Genomic DNA, 20073 nt, shown 5'->3' with positions numbered 1-20073 from the left:
TATGACAATTTTATATACTCCATAAACCCTTTAAATTAATTAGGTGGTTTATGTCGCACTTCAAGTTTTACTCTGCCGAATTTAAAGAGAAGAAAAAAATATTATAAATTTATTTATAGCATTCACATTTCAATCCTTTTTCAAAAATAACAGAAATCCTCCCATACTCGACTTTGATATTAGCATTACTTGTGAATCTAGTTTTTTTATAGTTTCATAAGGCTTTGTTGCATAAATATATAAGACTATGATTTTATTTAATTTATTCTTGGATTGAAATTTAAACAAATCCTTAAAAATCAGTATCTTGAAGAATGTTTATGCAACAAAGCCGTTTCATAAGCAAACAATATTATTGAGACTTAGGTTTTGATAAGTAAGAAAAGTTTTCTTTTTATTTCTAAAATTCAAATACTCAACGCCATATAAAATATATCCTTGAGATATGAATGTATATTGACCAGTAACTTTATTATTGATAATTTCATTCATGGTTTTATGAATTTCAGGTTTAAATTCATCTCCCATATCAATTTCCTTCACCTTAATCGGCTTAGAAATTTTAATATCTTTTAAATAGGGATAATATTGAACAACCTTTATGTCTGGATAAGTACTTGGTACCAATAGTGTATTTTTCCCACCATTTGATAAGCAGAAAAAACTATTGTTCGCATAACTTCCAAAACTAACTAGTAAACCCAATAAAAAAAATAAAAACTTCATATTTCTTTCAACCTTGTATTTGCAATTTTTTTAGCTGCATTCGCAGTATATCCGTAACGTTTCCTGCTAATTTTATTTTTATTCTTATCAAGAGTAAAACCGAATGGAAATTCAACATCCTTACTCATATTCAAGAATTGCTGATAACCCTTTCTGGCCTCTTTTTCATTTTTTACCTTACCTTTTTTATTCATCTTAGGATCGTTCCATAGTCCCCATCCAAAACATTCACCAGGTTTATTAAAAAAAATATAACTATTTTCAAAATCAGTATAGTTATCTAGGTTACGAACAATAGTTTTATCTATCTTTAAACATTTTTTAATGTTAAATGCACTTGCAGATTTTTTGTAATATTTTTCTCTATCATCAAAACCATTATATCCACCATTAATTAGTGCACAGGTAGCGATTAAATCATTTTTTAAAGCGTGAGGTGTCAAATTCCCTGATTTAGAGTGAAACCAATACCAAATAGCTGAACCAACAGCATGTTCTTTCTCTTTTGAAATTTTATGTTTATTTTCACCTAAAAAATTTTCATTCACAGCTAGACCATATTGCATATAATTATTTTTATAGGTCAACTGCATTAAACCTCGACCTTTATACCCATCATAGACCTGACTCTCTGTTTTACCAACTAGAACCTCTTCTAATAATGAATAACTTGCTGTTTCATGCAAAGTATGAGCAATAAAATGTGCTTTTTCTAAACAGTTATGCATATTAAATTTAGCAAACTGCTCATTTAAATCTTTAAGAAAACTTAAAGCAGTTTTACTACGTGTAATTTTTTTAAACTCTTCAAGAGTTATATCTCTATTACAAACACATTCGCTTTCAACCACCTGTTTCTCAATACTCGGCCTACCCTCTGCCGTGATACCTTTAACGATCTCCACATCCAAACGCAATTCAACTGCATCTGCACGCATTCTTTTTGCAATATAAGTCACAGGGCTTAAAGCATCCCCATTCGGCTTTAATACTCTAAATTGCAAACGCTGCCCCACCATACTGAACAATGGAGTACTGCCATTTAAAATGGTAATTATCTGTTTTTTACCCGTATCCAACATCAACATTTCAATATCAGTTGGAGTTTCAATTAACTGCTCACCTGTTCTATCTTTTAGTTTTAATTCAGATCGGCTTTTGAAATTACTATATGGTTCATCGAGTTGTATTAAAATCGGCTGCTGTGAGCCATTTTTAGAATTTACCTCACATTTCACGACAAATTGATCATTTGAAGTTAACACCAAAATTTCAATATCACGCTGTGGTGATGACAATACCTCCACGATCCCATTTTCATTGGTATATCGTTCATAAGCATTTTTCCGCCCTCTAGGTCTTGATTGAATAGGAAAATTTGAAACCACTTTCCCAGCACAATCTACCACTTTAAAAGTAGTTGTAACAATTCTAGCTTTGGTTTCACCTAATTCTTTTTGTTTATATTCTTCAATTGTTTTAGGTAACTGAATTTTTATTGGATCTTGTGATGATGAACCAATAGATGTATGAATGACCTTAAAAACAGTAAAATCTTTTTGATTGGGTGGTTTTGCCAGTATTTCTACTGTTCTATATGGAGATGCCTGAAATACAAACTGTCCATGAAGATCAGTTTTCTGAAGATTTTCACGTTTTGAACCTTGGTATCTAGACATAACATTTAAGTTGATCACCCGACGCCCTGAACGATCATAAAATTTTGATGTAATTGTGACTAAATTACTCATTAGCCTAAATCCTCTTCTGCATAAACTTCATCTTCTTCTAATTCTGTTTCTTCTTCTATTTCAACCCATAATTCATCAATATTATTATCTTGTACAGCCGACTGAGTTAAATAGACATAGGATGAATTAAACCCTAACGCAACGAATTCAGTTTTTTCTGACGTATAAAATCTTAATGAACTGACACTCTGATTTGCATCTTGTATATTTTTATTCGTGTTAATGAGCCTTCCATCTTGCTTTCCGACAACAAAAATCTCTTTCTCATCTTCAGTTGCAACATCCCACTGATAATCAATTTGATGACTATATTCAGTCTCAGCTTGAGGCAAACTGTATTGGACGCTTGCCACCCGTTCCCCACCCTCAAAACAATGCTGCCCCGCCTTACATTCAAATTTCCCACCTGTTGTATTCAACACACCTTTTGAATTTATTTTGATTTGTGAACCGCCTGCCGTTAGCACAATTTCTTTCGGACTGCTGATTTCAATGCGCCCCTCAGTTGAAATAATTTGAATCCCTTCCCGTGCAAAAAAATCTACACCATCATCTTGTGCCTGAATTTCGACTTTTCCCTTGGCTGCAAAAGCACTTATACCATGCTCTGCAGCAAATAAACTGACTTTGTCACGTGCATGTGTAATCACAGATTTCTGGGTTGAAAAATTGATACCGCCTGCAGCACTTTGATAAATCTGTTGATCTGCCGAAAGATGGATATCCTGATGCGTTGACAAGGCAATTGAATGTGGCGCACATAGCAGCATCAACGCCTGTTTAAACGTAGCAGCTTTACTCCGATCTTCTTGTTCTATCTGATTTATAAATGCCTTGAGATGATCCAGTGTTTGTAACGGATCAGCTCGCTGCTTTTGTGCCAACTCACTTAATTTCTGACTTGCAGCAAAACTATTATCTAATTGTGTTTTTGCAGCACTAACATCCAAATGATGAGCCTGTGCCTGTTCTTGTGAATACGTTGAAAGCAGTAAGCCCTGACCTGCTCTAACTGCACCAAAAGCATCTGTGCGCAACTCAAAGCCTTCTCCTCGATCGGTCAACTGTTCATGCTGCTGCGGATGCGTTAATGCCCCCAAATTGAGCTGGCTCACCGCATGACTGCTTTGTAATTGAGCACTCAGCTGTCCTGTGCTGTCATTAAAACGGAGCTGATTAAAGCCTGTGCCCTGCATTTCCTGTGAACGAATACCACTCAAACTTTTGCTATCGGGCAAGCTGCCCAACATATCAAACTGGGTCGGTATTCGTTCTGCCTCATGTAAACGTCCAACCACAAACGGACGGTCAATATCACCTTCAAAAAAATCCACCACCACAATTTCACCAATACGTGGATGAAATCTGGCACCATAACCTTCACCCGCCCAAGGCGTGAGTACATCTACCCAAACAGAATCGCTCTCATTGTCATTAGCACCCGCACCGCCATCATGTTGATGATCATCATTACGAGTAAATAAAAATCGTACTTTAATGCGCCCCCATGCATCTACATACACCTCTTCATGCGCTGGTCCAACCACTCGTGCACGTTGTGGATAGGCAACAGGGCGATGCTGCAAAGGATTAAATTCAGGCACCACTGCAATATGCCTACGTATCAGGGTCAAATCACAAAATTGTTTAGGCTGATTTGCAATAGGCGATTCAAAAGACCACTGGCTTTGTTGTAATAGACCTGCCAACTGTACGTGCACATCCTGCGCCAAGTTGTTTTGGTTATAAAACCGTTTCGATAAAATTAAAAACTCACGCTCTGTTTGTTGATGCGTGTCTATTTCGGCATGCCCCTGTAATTCAAACCAATATCCGACCTGAGCATCTCTTAAATTACTTTGAGCAGAAAAATATTTCGACTGTAAGGCATGATATTGGGTTTGCTGTTGTCCCCATTGATCGAGCTGCGCTGTGCCAGTAACAGCAGCCTGATCTTGGTCAGTTGTATCCTGCATATAGGATGAACTTAAATTCCACACCTGCTCCAAACTTAAATCTGCTTGGCTTTGCGTTGCACTTTGAACATTTGATGAAAACACGACTGAGTGCTGATCTTGCGCTAAAAGATCAGGCTGCCAACGTTGTAACTGGACTTCGCTCGGTTGCAAGCTACGCTGTGCCATCCAAGCATAAATACTGTCTCTGCGCTCAACCCCACTAGAACGTTGAAAGGCAATCTGTCGACGTTTTAAAGACTGAAAATGACTATTTTGTTCAATCAGTCTTAATTTTTGTACGGTGATTGGACTGAGATAATCTGCAACCCTCGGCTGACTTTCATCAATTAACCAATTGATTCCTTCACTCCGCCACAAGCGGGTTAAAAAATCATAATCAGTTTCGCTAGATTGAATGATCAGTGGCCGCGTTATATAACGATCACTGACACCACTTAAATCTAGACTCAAACTCGCAGCAAATAAATGGCTGCGGCTTTGCCATTCTTTAAACAAAATTTCACTGACTTCCAGCACAGTTTTATTCATAAATACCCGACTATTGCGTCGTTTATGCCAAAGTGCGGTTGCATCCTGAATCTGTAATTTATATAAGCTCAAAGTACCGTCACTGTGGCCTTGTGCTGCAGCAGTAATGATGCCGCTGTGCCGAAAAATCTCGCCTTGGTCAGTTCGTTGATCCACAGCCACGGCACAACCTATAAATTGTTTTAAGGGTACATGTGCGTGAGATGCAAGACACAAGACCTCAATCTGTATGCCTTGATTAATGGCATGTTTGCCATTTAAGCATTGTAAAAAAACCTGATGATTTAAGGCTGAATTAGAAAACTGGATATGAATGGTGCGATTTTGAGGGCTTAAGCCAAATTTTTCTAATACAGCAAAGTATGGACTTTGCATGGTTATTATCTTTGCTATTTTTATAATGGGCGCTATTCTAATCAGCAACTTAGCAATTATCTAGAGTATTTTATTCGCGAAACGACAAGCGGTTTTACAAGGCATGAGAGGATTAGCTTATGAAATAAACGAGTATGCAGTCCCACATATAATGAAAAATCAACAAAGCTGACACAAGAAGTTACTCCTCAGTCAAGACAATTCAAAATAGCTGTGCTACAAGTAAGGCATTCACAAAAAATAAGGAGAAATTTAGAAATTTATTGTTTTTTATCAAAACCTTTTTTCAATTTTATTTTTAAAGATTCAATTTCTACATAAAAGGGTCATCATTAAGCTTTAGCATAATAAAGGCATGAAAATGCCTAACATATATAACTGCTATTCGGGAGCGAACATGAATAACAGCCAAAATTATGTCAAACAAATTAAAAATGCTAAACGTGGAGGATACACGCCTACCATCGCCAAAGACATCAACAAACATAAGATTCAAAAAGCCATCCGCCTAATTGAACAATGGAGAACGCTCGCCAATGAACTCAAACCCCAAATGCAACTGGATATGGCCTTTACCTTAGAGGAATGTGCACAAGATTTAGATCGTGTCTTAAGAAATAAATAATCACTTTTCACCTTTCATTTCACATGATTTTCCTCAATGAGCTCAGATACTGAGCTCATTTCTATTCTTTCCCCCTACACAGTTTTTGTTGATCTGCTGTTAAAAAATAAAGAATATCGACTGCGCTAAAAGTGTGAGTTCTGCATTAAACGATCACTTTTTGGCTTGCGTGCTTGAAAAAAATCTGTAAAATTCTCTGCACAACGCCGGCATAGCTCAGTTGGTAGAGCAACTGACTTGTAATCAGTAGGTCCACAGTTCGAATCCGTGTGCCGGCACCATATTAAACCTCGTAAGTCTTAGATTTATGAGGTTTTTTTGTTTATAAAGCTCAAATTTAATGCTGGTTTATAATATTTGAGGAGTTTATTGATCAGTCCTTAACGGCACTCACTTGCACATATTTAACCCAGCCATCTGCATACAACTTGGCGCACAAGCGTGCTGTCATGGCAATTTTAAACCAGTCTACATCTCGCGTTTGGATTTGATGTTGGAGATGCTGATTCACATAGTCAGCAAAACCTGCCAGCACCTGTGTCGATAAATCCTCTATCTGTATCTGTTGAAAATGATGCTGTTGCAACAGGCTACACAACTGAGTTTCAGACATGAGATCATCAAAATGAACATCGGCAGCTTTTAATAAAGCTCGATATTGCACTTGCTTAAGTAGATGTGCGGGGGCTTGATCTGCCCAAATTAAACAATGAAAACCAAGCCGCCCATTTGAATTTAAAACAGCGCTGACCTGATCTAAAAATGAATTTAAATGGCTGTGATATGCGGCATCTATACACAACACCACATCAAAACACGGCTGGGGAAAAATAGTTTTTAAATTTAAAAATGAGGCGTGGTGAATTTGGAGATTTGAATTCAAATTTTCACGAATATGCTGTACGCAAGCCGCTTGAAGTTCAACCGCTTCAAGATATTGAATTTGATAATGTTCCTGCCAATAAATTAGGCTAGCACCTTGCCCACAGCCTAAATCAAGCAACCGATCTTTTGAATTCAAATAGACGGCTGCCGCCAAATGGGCAGCCAAATTTTGGCATGCAGCGGGATAATCATCGCCCACTGCATCTGACCAATAACCTAAATTACTCCATGGCAATCGTGCATTGTCGCCCAAATATGCCGCTTGAATGGCATATTTATGTTTTGGAAAATATGAGCGGAATGCCTGTTGCCATTTCATAAGGACTCAGTCTAGTTCAATATAAGATCAACAGACTTAATAACCTAATTGTGGCGCAACCTCAACTTTTGGTTTCAAATCAATAAACGGTAACGGCGCACCAAAAATTTCTGCAATATGCATGGCCGAAGTTACTGCAGATTCTAAAATTGGCAAACCATCACACGACCAAGAACCACAGAAGAATACTTTACGGTTGTCTTGGTGATGACGCTGTTGCAACTCTTTATTTAAGGCAACAGTTTTTGAATCCACCACAGCACGGGTTAAAGTCACGGTCGAAATGATCTTTTTCGGATCAATTGGGGTAACAGGACGCCATGTTTGGAACACTGGCGATTTACCCACCAAGGTTGGTTCAATCGAGTTCAACCATACTGTAAATTGCTGACGGGTAAATTTACGATCCATCATATAACTCAGTACCGACCAATCTTTACGTTTTGGTGGCATCACAGTTTGATCGGTATGAATCACCAATTCGCCTTGTTCAAATTTGAATTGTTTCAGTAATTCAATATCTTCAGCAAATTGTTGATTGTCTAAGAAATCCTGCACTTTTGTGGTTGGCGTTGCAATCACAACACGGTCAAATGTTTGTGCGTGACCTTCAGAATTTTCAACAACTACACCCACTTCTTGCTGATGAACACGGGTAATGGCTGCACCACTTTGAATATCAATACCTTCAATCAGTTTATCGACTAAAGCAGGCGTGCCACCTTGTAAACGCAATAAAGCATCGCCATCAGTCAATTGGCGCAAAAATACCAACAATGGTTTTGCAGGCCATTCACCAATGGTTTTAGGGTCGCAAGTACAAATGGTGTATAGCACAGGCATGACGGCGCCATGCAAAAACACCTCTTCAATTTCATTGCGGTTAATAAATTCCGCAAGGGTGATGTCTTGGTGCTTAGATTTAAAGAACTTGGCAATTGCTGTTTTTAACTGCAACATACCTTTTACCAAACGCCAGCCGTATTGCTGCAAACCTTTGCGGTTGTTGATGATCGGGAAGTTACCAATACGGGTACGACTGGTGGTCAGCCATGTTTCTGTACGGTCTTCAAATAACCAGCTACACGCCATATATGTGCGCACAGGGTAGGTTTTAATCCCTAAATGTGTCGCTAAACTGAGGGTGTTTTTCCACAAATGTGGATTCATCACCCGTAAAGGTGCATCAATTAAACCATCTTCAAATTCGATGCTATGGCTGTCCATTCCACGACCAGGCAGCGCCTCAAAAATTGTAATGTTATGCCCTGCATCTTTAAGAATTCTTGCGGTAGCCAGTCCAGCCATACCACTACCGATTACTGCGATATCCAAACCGATCATCCATCTTTTGACATACTTTATGAAATTATGAACCATGCCCTGTCAAAAGGAGCTATTAAAAACTACCAGATTGCGCACTTTTCACAGAGAAACAACAGAAAGCACAGTGCCTGCTTGATTACATTTCTTAACATTTAGATTGCAGAAAAATAAGTCCAAGAATTTATTCATATTATTTTTATTAAATGACAAATATTGTTCTAAACCATGTAGATAAATCAACCGAATATCTCATTTATATTTTACAAATAAATTTTCAGTGGTTATGATGCACCGCATAAAAATGATAACTACGTCACAAATAATTATCATAAAGAATATGATCAATCCGTTAAAACGAGAAACTTTACAGCGTAATAATAAAAGCCTCTATCGAATATTCGATAGAGGCTTTTTTCTTCATCGCTCTCTTCCAAGCTTTAAGTCGGTTGATGCTGAATTGGAATTTCACCAAATTTGCCCTGATTAAAATCATCAAAAGCCTGAATAATTTCCTGTTTGGTATTCATGATAAATGGCCCATAGCCTTGAATAGGCTCATTTAACGGTTTGCCTGTTAGCACCAAAAACTTAGTATCTTGCAATGCTTCCAACTGAATCAGTGCTTCACCATCTTGAGCAAATAGCATGACCGAATGATCCAGCATCTGTTGGCTGCCATTGACACGCAATTCTCCTTCTAAAAGCACCAATAAAGTATTGTGATCGACAGGTACATGCACAGCCTGAGTTTGTTCGGCTTTAAGCTGCCCATCCCAAACATTCACTGGACTAAAGGTACTCGCAGGCCCATGCTGATTAGCATATTGACCTGCAATAATGCGTAAATGACCCGCATCGTTTTCAAACTCAACCACAGGAATATTTTTCGCCTCAATGGCCTGATAACGTGGTGCTGTCATTTTATCTGCAGCAGGTAAATTCACCCAAATTTGCACCATTTCAAACAGACCGCCTTGCTGCGCATAGTCTTTAGAATGAAACTCCTCATGTACCACACCTGCACCCGCAGTCATCCACTGCACATCTCCTGTTTTAATGGTGCCACCACCACCCGCAGAGTCTTGATGTGTGACTTCGCCCTGATAGGCCAAAGTCACTGTTTCAAAACCACGATGTGGATGTGAACCCACGCCATGCTGTGCCGTCGTTGCATCAAAATGATATGGCGATGCATAGTCCAACATTAAAAATGGGCTGATGACCTGACCTAAACGATCATAAGAAAATAGGTTTTTAACGGGAAAGCCATCGCCCACCCAATGCATGTTCTGATTGCGATATACACCTATTATTTTTTTCATGTGTGATGCCTATAACTAAATATGGAAGATACTTTGATCTTAATATTTTGCTTAGCTGCAACCTAGCGCAAATTTGGCATACAGCATTGCAAGAATAGAATAATCCTTAGCAAGATGCGGAGTGTATTGTGCTATCTTAAAATTGCATAAAAAATCCAGAACCGAAGTTCTGGATTTTGAAATTTTCATGGCTAGATGATTTAGATTTTTCCAACCAGATCAATTGATGGTGCAAGTGTTGCATCGCCTTCTTTCCACTTGGCTGGGCAAACTTCACCCGGATGTGCATGCACATATTGTGCAGCTTTCACTTTGCGTAACAGCTCTTGCGCATCACGACCAATACCACCCGCATTGACTTCTACAATCTGAATTTTACCTTCAGGATCAATCACAAATGTACCACGGTCTGCCAAGCCTTCTGATTCAATCAGTACTTCAAAGTTTTTAGCCAAAGTCCAAGTTGGGTCACCAATCATTGGATATTGAATCTTTTTAATTTCTTCTGAAGTATCGTGCCACGCTTTATGGGTAAAGTGGGTGTCTGTAGATACTGAATAAATTTCTACACCCATTTTTTGGAATTCTTCATATTGATCGGCTAAGTCTGCAAGTTCAGTCGGGCAAACAAAAGTAAAATCTGCAGGGTAGAAAAATACTACTGACCATTTGCCAATAAGGTCTTGCTCAGACACGTCAATAAATTGACCATTTTGGTAAGCGGTTGCGTTGAATGGTTTGATTTGGGTATTGATTAAACTCATGCTGTATTCCTCAATTCGTTCGGGGATTGCTTATCTTGTGTAGTTAGAATACAAAACCCGACAGAATCGGTAAAACAGTACTTTTTTATAAAAACAATCGGTTTTAAGAATCAAAAATCCATTTATTATTTAAAAATGGATTGATCAAGCCGATGCTGAACTCACCAATCTGCATTAAAAAACCCTTTGTCGAAACAAAGGGTTTGGAGGATGATTTGCCGTTTTAACTTAAGTCAGAACGGTAGATCATCATCTAAATCTGCTGGTGCTGTTGCAGGCGCAGCTTGCGGCTTCGGTGCAAAACCACTTGGGTTATTGTTGGCATAGCCACCACCCTGATTCTGGTTAAAACCACCTTGATTTTGGTTGCCATAACCCGCAGCCTGACCTTGATTCTGATTACCATAGCCACTTTGGTTATTGTTAAACCGTGGCTGTGCAAAACCGCCATCTTGTTGGTCAGATTGTCCACGATTACCTGAATCGAGCATTTGCATTTGATCACCACGAATTTCAGTGGTGTAACGCTCTTGACCGTTTTGGTCTGTCCACTGACGAGTACGCAATGAACCTTCAATATATACCTTAGAACCTTTGCGTAGATATTGCTGTGCAATTTCACCTAAACGGTTATGCAACACAATACGGTGCCACTCTGTTTGCTCTTTACGCTCGCCCGTATTTTTGTCTGTCCAGACATCACTGGTTGCGATAGAAAATTGGGTGAGAGAACCCCCATTTGGGAAAGTTTTTGTTTCAGGATCGCGACCTAAAGTACCGACTAAAATGACTTTATTTACACCACGCATTAGACGTTTTCTTCCTATTTGTTTCTATTATTTACTTTATAAGAGTTATGCTTAAATGGCTACCTCTTTCCCTAACAAGTGCGTTAATTGTTGTCGCGCAGCATCATCAATTTGCTGTTTATCCACTTTTACATACGCCACTTGCTGGTCAGACATCACCACGACCTCTTCAATACCACGAATCGCTAAAAGTTGAGAAGTCCATTCATCTGTTTCTCGAGTCTCAGGCAAACGCAACACCAAAGATGAAAGATAGCGCGGCTGCGCCAATCCAAAACTAACCAATAACCAAATTATAGCAATCGCAGTCAAAATACTCCAACCCATCGCAGTGTGATTCAGTAACAGCAACTGTCCACCAATCATCCCGCCAAAGAAAGCGCCTAAGAACTGGCTGCTGGCATTTACGCCCATGGCGGTAGCTTTAGACTGAATAGGTGCCGCCTTAGACAACCATGAAGGCAACAAGGCTTCCATGACGTTAAAGGCAATAAAGAATAAGCCCAAACCCAACAATAAAATGTATTTTGATTCAAACCCGAAAATCAGTACCAACAGACCTAAAATAATGCCTGCAATAGCCGTCAGGAAAATGCCACGCATTTTGCGATATTTTTCTGCCAAAACAATGCTTGGGAAAGCTACAAACAGGCTGACCAACAGTAACGGCAAATACACCCAACCATGATGCTGTAAAGGAATATCAGCAAACTGGATTAACTGCGAAGGCACATAAATAAACATGGCTGTCAGCAATAAATGCAAGGTAAATACTGATACGTGCAGGCGGTTTAAATCGCCCATTTTTAGCACTTGCTTTAACTGCGGTACATAACCTTGCTGGAAATTACGATGATGACGGGTGACTTTCGGCACCAGCAGCAACATGAGAATGGCTGCCAACCCCATCACTGTGGTCACCCAAAACAGCCCTGAAATACCGACCCAACCTGTAAGCCATGGCCCCAAACTAAAGGCCACCACAAAGGACATACCAATACTCATGCCCATCACCGCCATGGCTTTCATGCGGTTTTCTTCACGGGTCACATCGGCCAACAACGCCATCACCACCGCAGACACCGCACCACCACCGGCTATGGCACGTCCAATAATCACGCCATAAATGGTGTCAGACATGGCAGCAATTGCACCACCCAAAGCAAACAATAATAAGCCCAAAACCACCAAAGGTTTACGGCTATAGCGGTCTGCAATTAAGCTAAATGGAATTTGTAAAATGGCTTGAGTGAGTCCGTATACCCCAACAGCAAGCCCAATTAAGGCAGGTGTTGCATATTGATACGATTGCCCTGCAACTGAAAACACAGGAATAATCATGAACAAACCCAACATGCGCAATGCAAAAATACTGCTTAAAGCAAAGGTCGAGCGGCGTTCCAAGGCATTCATCATATCAATCGACTAAAACTAAATAATTTTGAATTTGCAGATATCCTACAACATTCAGCTGCATGATGCTGATTTTTCCCGATGTTTATTATACGAGATGCCTAGAATTTCAATAAAAAAGGGCGCAACGCTGTGCACCCAAATTCTAACTTCGTTCTGTCTGTATGATTGTTCAGCTTGGTTATGCTTGAGTCATACCATCAAAGCATCAGCAGCGCATTAACCTACTTTTGCCTGACGTTTTTTAAATTGAATCGAAGCAATCACTGCCCAAACAATGAATGCAACGCCAATTAAACCTGTCACTACTTCTGGCACATGTAAGCCTGTACCGCTGGCAATCATAATAAAGGCCAAGGCACCAATGGCGTAGTGTGCACCGTGCTCAAGGTAAATATAGGCATCCAAGGTACCTTTTTCGACCAAGTAAATGGTCATAGAACGCACAAAAATCGCACCAATGGCTAGACCTAACATAATGATTACCACGTCTGAAGTAATCGCAAAGGCACCAATCACGCCATCAAAACTGAACGAGGCATCTAGTACTTCCAGATATAAAAAGCCACCAATCCCCGCTTTTACCACACCTGTTGGCACACCATTTTCATCATGGCGCACAGCATTGCCCTGCTCATCGACTTCAGGCTCACCACCCAGCATGTGACTCAGCACTTGTACACCAATATAAATCACGATACCCCAAATACCCGCCATCGTCACCACAAGGCGTTTATCTTCAACCACGTTCGCCGCCATGATCAATAAGGTCACCAAGGCTAAAAATACAGACATGGCAGGTACGCTTGCCAAATTGCTCAAACGACGTTCCAACCATCTGAACCAGTGGGTGTCTTTTTCATCATCCAAAAAGAAATTCAGGAAGACCATCAACAAGAATGCACCACCAAATGCGGCAATTTCAGGGTGATGTGTCATCAGTTTGGCAGAATATTGCTTCGGATCATTCAGTGCCAGTTGCACCACTTCCATCATGCCCATATCGGCAGTGACAGCCACAATCACCACAGGGAAGATCAAACGCATGCCAAATACAGCAATGATAATCCCCACGGTTAAAAACAGCATTTTCCAGAAATGATCCCAACCGCGTAGGACTGAAGCATTGACTACCGCGTTATCAAACGACAACGACACTTCCATAATCGCCAAAATTGCGGTGATGGTCAGTGCGGTGAGCATGGTCTGCACACCTGCTTCTGGGCCATGGGTATAGCCCCAATATGCAGATAGCGCAAGACACACTATCGAAAATACGATTGAGAAACCAAAATGTTTCATCATGACAAACGACCTATCGATATATTTTGATCTGAATTTTTTATCTGTCGAATCTACACCACAAAAGCCAAGCATAGCTTTGGGTGAGTAACAACAGATCTAAAAATTCTGAAATTTGAATTGTCCGAATTTTAATCGGACAAAAGCTGAGAATGTAAAATTTTATGCCGCAATTATGACGCTTTTTTCTCAACTTCGCCAAAATTCTTCGTATGATTTTTTTGTTGTGATGGATTTCGCCCCAACTGCGCTATTTCAATATTGATCAGTTGTGATCACCGTACAGATATGCAATGGTATCTGCATCAATAAAATTCAAATGGAAATCCAACATGCGCTTTTCTCAAGAGGCTTGGCAGCGTAACCTTGCGCTCTATCAAAAAACACTGGCGTTGCCATTTAATCAGGAACTGGCGCAAGGTACATTAAGCAAAGCTGCGTTTTGTCATTATGTGATTCAAGATTCACATTACTTAATTGCCTATGGTCGTGCGCTGGCTGTCTGTGCTGCCAAAGCTTTTGATGCCGATGATATTATTCAATTTTCGGAAGCAGCCAAAATTGCAATTGTGGTTGAACGCACCTTACACGACAGCTTTATGCAAGCATTTGATATTTCCAAACAGGAATTTGAAAGCACCCCACTGACCCTCGCCTGCCATCATTACACCTCTTATTTGCTCGCAACGGCATGGTCAGAAAGTTATCCTGTGGTATTGGCTTCATTGCTGCCATGTTTCTGGATTTATGCAGAAGTGGGCAAAGATATTGTCAATAATTCTGTACCGAATAATCCATATCAGGCTTGGGTAGATACCTATTCAGGCGAAGAATTCCATAGTGCAGTCAACAATGTAATTCAGACCATTGACCGTATTGCTGCGCGCTGTGATGCCGACACCATTGAAAAAATGCATCAGGCCTATACCAAAGCGGCAAAACTAGAATGGCTATTCTGGGACAGTGCTTACCATCAGCGTCAATGGCTAGGCTTAGACCAAGTTTAAACCTTAGTCACTTTAAGTGCGCACTGTATTGGCGTTTCTCTATACAGTGCGACAAGCCATGACTGATAAAGCGTGAAAAATAACACTTGAACAATTTTCATGCGCTATCATATATAAGTTTTTCATTTGTAGAATTTCGAGAATTTTTTATGAGCCAAAGTCATATCCGTATTCGAGGTGCACGTACCCATAACCTAAAAAACGTGAACCTTGATATTCCACGCGATAAATTTGTGGTGATTACGGGCTTATCTGGTTCAGGAAAATCCTCACTGGCGTTTGATACCCTATATGCCGAAGGGCAACGTCGCTATGTCGAATCACTTTCTGCCTACGCACGCCAGTTCTTATCACAAATGGAAAAACCTGAAGTCGATTCAATTGAAGGCCTAAGCCCTGCAATTGCGATTGAGCAAAAATCGACAAGTCATAACCCACGCTCAACGGTGGGTACCATTACCGAAATTTACGACTATTTGCGTTTACTGTATGCCCGTGTCGGTACACCGTACTGCCCCGAACATGACTTGCCGATGGTGGCACAAACCGTATCAGAAATGGTTGATGCGGTAAAAGGACTGGAAGAAGGCACTGCTTTGATGCTGCTTGCACCAGTGATTCGTGAGCGCAAAGGCGAATATGTGCATCTGTTTGAACAGCTACAAAGTCAGGGTTTTGTACGCGCCCGAGTGGATGGCGAAGTCATGGACATAGACCCACCGCCTGAACTCGACAAAAAGAAAAAACACACGATTGAGGTAGTGGTAGACCGTTTTAAAGTCCGAGATGATTTGGGTAACCGTATTGCCGAAAGCTTTGAAACGGCACTACGTTTAGGTGGCGATCTGGCCATTTTATCGTGGATGAATGCCGAACAGCCTGATCGTATTTTTTCAGCCAAACATTCATGTCCAAAATGTGATCGTGCCGTTGCTGAACTTGAGCCACGTTTGTTCTCGTTTAATAATCCGTTTGGCGCCTGCCCAACCTGTGATGGCTTGGGGACACGTAGCCATTTCAGTGCAGAAAAACTAATTCCAAACCCTGAACTTTCAATCAGTCAGGGTGCAATTCGTGGTTGGGACAGACAGCGTCCGTATTATTACAGCATGCTAGAAAAAGTCGCAGCACATTATGAACTTTCATTAGAGACTGCGTGGAATCAACTCGACAGTGCCACCCAAAAGAAATTTCTGTACGGTACAGGCAAGGACAAAATTGACCTGAGTTATACCGATGAACGTGGTCGCCATCATAAACGTGTGATTGCTTTTGAAGGTGTGTTGCCGCATTTAGAACGTCGTTATCGTGAAACCGAAAGTAATTATGTACGCGATGATTTGGCACAGTATTTATCTAATGCGGCCTGTGATGCCTGCGGAGGTTCACGCTTAAATGAAATCTCCCGTAATGTCCGTGTGAAAGACAAAACTATTGCTCAAATTACCCAAATGTCAATTGGTGATGCCGAGCAGTACTATCAAGGACTGAATCTGGATGGTGCCAAAGGTGAAGTGGCAGATAAAATCTTTAAAGAAATTCGTGAGCGCTTACATTTTTTAGTGTCGGTAGGTTTGAATTATTTAAGTTTGTCACGTTCTGCCGAAACGCTGTCTGGCGGCGAAGCACAGCGCATCCGTTTGGCATCGCAAATTGGTGCAGGCCTCATGGGCGTGATGTATGTGCTGGATGAACCCTCTATTGGCTTACACCAACGCGACAATGACCGATTGCTAGAAACCCTGATTCGTTTACGTGACTTGGGCAATACCGTATTGGTGGTAGAGCATGATGAAGATGCCATCCGTGCAGCCGATCATATTATTGATATTGGCCCAGGTGCAGGTGTGCATGGCGGGCATATTATTGCCGAAGGTACCTATGCAGAGCTGGCGGAAAATGCCGATTCACTGACAGGACAATATTTATCGGGCAAGTTAAAAATTGAAGTACCAAAAAAACGTACCCAACCGCCGCATCCTGAACAACAAATTAAACTCACGGGAGCCGCAGGACACAACCTGAAAAAAGTGGATCTGACTCTACCTTTAGGGGTCATGACTTGCGTTACTGGCGTATCAGGCTCGGGTAAATCGACCTTAATTAACCGCACTTTATTGCCTTTGGCTGCAACACAATTAAATGGTGCCACGACCTTAAATGCAGAAAAGTTTGACTCGATTGATGGTTTGCAATATTTAGATAAAGTCGTGGATATTGACCAAAGCCCAATTGGACGCACTCCACGCTCTAACCCTGCGACTTATACAGGCTTGTTCACTCCAATCCGAGAACTATTTGCGCAAACGCCTGAAGCCAAAGCGCGTGGCTATGCGGCTGGTCGTTTCTCCTTTAACGTTAAAGGTGGACGCTGCGAAGCTTGTGAGGGTGACGGTATGATTAAGGTAGCGATGCACTTCCTGCCCGACATGTATGTGCCTTGCGATGCCTGTCATGGTAAGCGCTATAACCGCGAAACATTAGAGGTTAGCTATAAAGGCCGTAATATTTCTGATGTTTTGGAAATGACTGTTGAAGATGCCATGCATTTCTTTGATGCCATTCCTGTGATTCATCGTCGTTTGGAAACGTTAAATCAGGTGGGCTTGGGTTATATTCGCCTTGGACAATCTGCAACAACGCTATCGGGTGGTGAAGCACAGCGCGTCAAACTGGCACGTGAATTGGCAAAACGGGATACAGGTAAAACCTTATATGTGTTGGATGAACCGACCACAGGTTTGCACTTCCATGACATTGCCAAGCTACTCGACATCCTGCATGAGCTACGCAATAAGGGTAATACCATTGTGGTGATTGAACATAACTTGGATGTGATTAAAACTGCAGACTGGATTGTCGATTTAGGGCCTGAAGGCGGCGCAGGTGGTGGACAAATTATTGCTGAAGGCACCCCAGAAAATGTGGCGAAATCTAAAGTTTCACACACTGCCAAGTTCTTAAAACCAATGTTAAAAGCTTAGACTGGTGAATAAGTAAAATCATTTTAACCTGAACCAAGTTGTACATCATCTTGTTGATTTTACAGATGATGTGCAACTTAGCCCTCGACCGCATTACGTCCACGTGCTTTGGCTCTAAACAAATGCTTATCGGCTTTTTCTAGCAAGCTACTCCATGAAGTAGCACCTACAGCAACGCCCGCACTAATAGAAATTTTAATATAATCATTAATTTCTGGAATATAAATTTCGTCTTTGACAATTTGACAACGTAACTTATCTGCCAAATAAAGCGCTTCAGTAAATTCAATATTATCAATGACCACTAAAAACTCATCCCCGCCATAGCGCACCACTAAATCTGAAGAGCGCACATTGGCTTTTAACGTTTTGGCAATCAATTTTAAGGCTTGGTCACCAACAACATGACCAAAGGTGTCATTCACATGTTTGAACTTATCCACGTCCATAATAATTAAACCTGTTTTAGTCAATTTCTCAGGTTTTTGTTCCAAAAATTTTAAATATTCTTCTAGTGCTAAACGGTTTGAAACACCAGTTAAAGCATCGGTATTGGCAATATTACGCAGCTGAAATTCCAAATTATCACGCTGTACTAAACGTTGTTTTAATTTTTGAATTGCTTCAAATAAAGACACACTATCGCTATTTTTATTGTTGATAAGGGCACTGACTTCATCATCATAAGCGGACAAAGCCAAAATTTGTTTGCGTGCCTGAATGAGTGGAATAAATACTTTTGAGCGAGCATACACCATGGTAAAAATGGCAGCCATCAACGAAATAAGTGTAACCACCAGCGTTAAAATAAGTTTTTGTTGTGCTTTGAAGTGATCTTTTTTTGCCAGCGCCAAACTATAATCCAGCACATAAGTTTGTAAATCGACGACAGTACTAAACTTATCGACCATGACTTCCGTTAATTGCGTACCCGTTAATGAGTAAGGCTCACCACGCAAACTTTGCTCAATCAACTGTTTTATAATTGGAATACCTTGATCCAAAAATTCAGCCTTGAGCTGATTATGCAAAACGGTATATTCCGGCACTTTGTGCGCTTCAGGCAAAATGGTATGTACCAAGTCCCACAAATAATAGGCCTGTCTTTGATTTTGCAAAGAATTGGCTAGATTTTCTTCGGGGATTTTTTCGCCAAATGTAACCGCAGCAAACACATTTGAGGCGACTCGTCCCGCCTGATCACGCAAATCTGACAGTATAAAAATAACGCTATAGTAGGTAGATACAGGAGTATCTTTACCCACAGAATCCAACATGACATGCTTTAAAACATACTGTGAGCTGTCCCAAGCATTGAACATTTTCTGGATCGCTTGATCGAGTTGTTCTGAACGTCGCAAATGTGTTGGTGTTGCCGCATAAGCATCTACCGCATCACGCCCCTGTCTTAATGAGGCTTGCAACTGATCTGACAAATAAAATGCCTGATGATTAAAGCCTTCACGCTTAAGTACCCGAATCGTGTCCTGAATTTGTTGATCAACCTGCAAACGGTACTGTTTTAATTCTTCTAAATGTCTTGCCTGATCTGCAGGTGTACTTGACATCACTTTATTGGCAGGAGCCCGCTCACGGGAAATATTATTGGTTAATTCTGCAACATTACGCAAGACAGAAATTTCGATTAAGGCGCGCTCTGCCTTTTTGTAACTCTGATAACTGCTGACAATTAAAGGCACTGAAATAAAAATTAATGAGCCAATAATAATGATCATTGAGATAAACAAGCGTCGACTAATCTGCTCAGAATGCAATTTCGCCATCATGTTTAGCCTAACTCCATCTCACTTCAGCCTTGAAAGCTGAACTTGGTCACTTTATCGTCAGCAATAGTACAACAGCTTGGATGATATTTCTTATTTAACCTGAGTTCGATATAAAAAAAGAGTAGAAAAAAAGCCCTGTTTTTGTAACATATTGGTTCTCAAGACAAAATG

The 20073-nt window shown here is 40.5% G+C and carries 14 protein-coding genes and 1 tRNA gene; 4 read left to right on the top strand and 11 right to left on the bottom strand.

The annotated features are described in order from the left end of the window. Positions 1-336: 336 nt before the first annotated feature. The 3 genes from HHA42_RS11200 to HHA42_RS11190 are packed head-to-tail and all read right to left on the bottom strand — an operon-like array spanning position 337 to position 5359. Entirely contained in the window at positions 337-726 is a 390-nt protein-coding gene (locus tag HHA42_RS11200; RefSeq protein WP_168526508.1) for a hypothetical protein, read from the bottom strand. Continuing rightward, positions 723-2477 (bottom strand): hypothetical protein, encoded by a 1755-nt coding sequence (locus HHA42_RS11195; RefSeq protein ID WP_168526506.1) that lies wholly within the window; start codon positions 2475-2477, stop codon positions 723-725. The genes HHA42_RS11200 and HHA42_RS11195 overlap by 4 nt, the downstream gene beginning before the upstream one ends. Continuing rightward, positions 2477-5359 (bottom strand): type VI secretion system Vgr family protein, encoded by a 2883-nt coding sequence (locus HHA42_RS11190; RefSeq protein ID WP_168526504.1) that lies wholly within the window; start codon positions 5357-5359, stop codon positions 2477-2479. The genes HHA42_RS11195 and HHA42_RS11190 overlap by 1 nt, the downstream gene beginning before the upstream one ends. Before the next feature lie 397 nt (positions 5360-5756). Between HHA42_RS11190 and HHA42_RS11185 the strand changes: the two genes are divergently transcribed. Continuing rightward, on the top strand, positions 5757-5984 hold the full coding sequence (locus tag HHA42_RS11185; RefSeq protein WP_168419449.1) for a hypothetical protein: 228 nt from the start codon (positions 5757-5759) through the stop codon (positions 5982-5984). A 205-nt stretch (positions 5985-6189) separates the two neighbouring features. Continuing rightward, positions 6190-6265: transfer RNA gene (locus tag HHA42_RS11180), tRNA-Thr, on the top strand. 92 nt (positions 6266-6357) lie between these two features. On the opposite strand, the gene HHA42_RS11175 is transcribed toward HHA42_RS11180, so the two are convergent. The 7 genes from HHA42_RS11175 to HHA42_RS11145 form a co-directional block, all read right to left on the bottom strand. Then, a complete protein-coding gene (locus tag HHA42_RS11175) occupies positions 6358-7188 on the bottom strand; it encodes a class I SAM-dependent methyltransferase (RefSeq protein WP_168526502.1) in 831 nt (276 codons plus the stop codon). A gap of 36 nt (positions 7189-7224) precedes the next feature. Then, the gene (locus HHA42_RS11170) at positions 7225-8532 is read right to left on the bottom strand and encodes an FAD-dependent oxidoreductase (protein WP_168526500.1); all 1308 of its coding nucleotides are present in this window, start codon (positions 8530-8532) and stop codon (positions 7225-7227) included. Positions 8533-8951: 419 nt separating this feature from the next. Continuing rightward, complete coding sequence (locus HHA42_RS11165) at positions 8952-9836, bottom strand: pirin family protein (protein ID WP_168526498.1); 885 nt, start codon at positions 9834-9836, stop codon at positions 8952-8954. Between the two features lie 200 nt (positions 9837-10036). Next, positions 10037-10600, bottom strand: coding sequence for an alkyl hydroperoxide reductase subunit C (gene ahpC / locus HHA42_RS11160; protein ID WP_168526496.1), 564 nt, complete (start codon positions 10598-10600; stop codon positions 10037-10039). A 233-nt stretch (positions 10601-10833) separates the two neighbouring features. Next, the gene (ssb, locus tag HHA42_RS11155) at positions 10834-11409 is read right to left on the bottom strand and encodes a single-stranded DNA-binding protein (RefSeq protein WP_168461690.1); all 576 of its coding nucleotides are present in this window, start codon (positions 11407-11409) and stop codon (positions 10834-10836) included. A gap of 51 nt (positions 11410-11460) precedes the next feature. Next, positions 11461-12825 (bottom strand): MFS transporter, encoded by a 1365-nt coding sequence (locus HHA42_RS11150; RefSeq protein WP_168526494.1) that lies wholly within the window; start codon positions 12823-12825, stop codon positions 11461-11463. A gap of 216 nt (positions 12826-13041) precedes the next feature. Beyond that, positions 13042-14127: a DUF475 domain-containing protein gene (locus HHA42_RS11145; RefSeq protein WP_168526492.1), complete on the bottom strand. Its 1086-nt coding sequence runs from the start codon at positions 14125-14127 to the stop codon at positions 13042-13044. A 329-nt stretch (positions 14128-14456) separates the two neighbouring features. On the opposite strand from HHA42_RS11145, the gene tenA reads away from it, so the two are divergent. Then, positions 14457-15131 (top strand): thiaminase II, encoded by a 675-nt coding sequence (gene tenA, locus HHA42_RS11140; RefSeq protein WP_131261268.1) that lies wholly within the window; start codon positions 14457-14459, stop codon positions 15129-15131. A 149-nt stretch (positions 15132-15280) separates the two neighbouring features. Continuing rightward, a complete protein-coding gene (gene uvrA / locus HHA42_RS11135; RefSeq protein WP_168526490.1) occupies positions 15281-18115 on the top strand; it encodes an excinuclease ABC subunit UvrA in 2835 nt (944 codons plus the stop codon). A gap of 77 nt (positions 18116-18192) precedes the next feature. Here uvrA and HHA42_RS11130 read toward each other — a convergent pair whose 3' ends face one another. Next, on the bottom strand, positions 18193-19899 hold the full coding sequence (locus HHA42_RS11130; protein WP_171525595.1) for a GGDEF domain-containing protein: 1707 nt from the start codon (positions 19897-19899) through the stop codon (positions 18193-18195). Between the last annotated feature and the right edge of the window lie 174 nt (positions 19900-20073).

Source organism: Acinetobacter sp. A3 (assembly GCF_012371415.1).
GTDB lineage: Bacteria > Pseudomonadota > Gammaproteobacteria > Pseudomonadales > Moraxellaceae > Acinetobacter.
The sequence above is the reverse complement of the archived record's forward strand: the minus strand, read 5'-3'. Positions and strand labels throughout refer to the sequence as shown.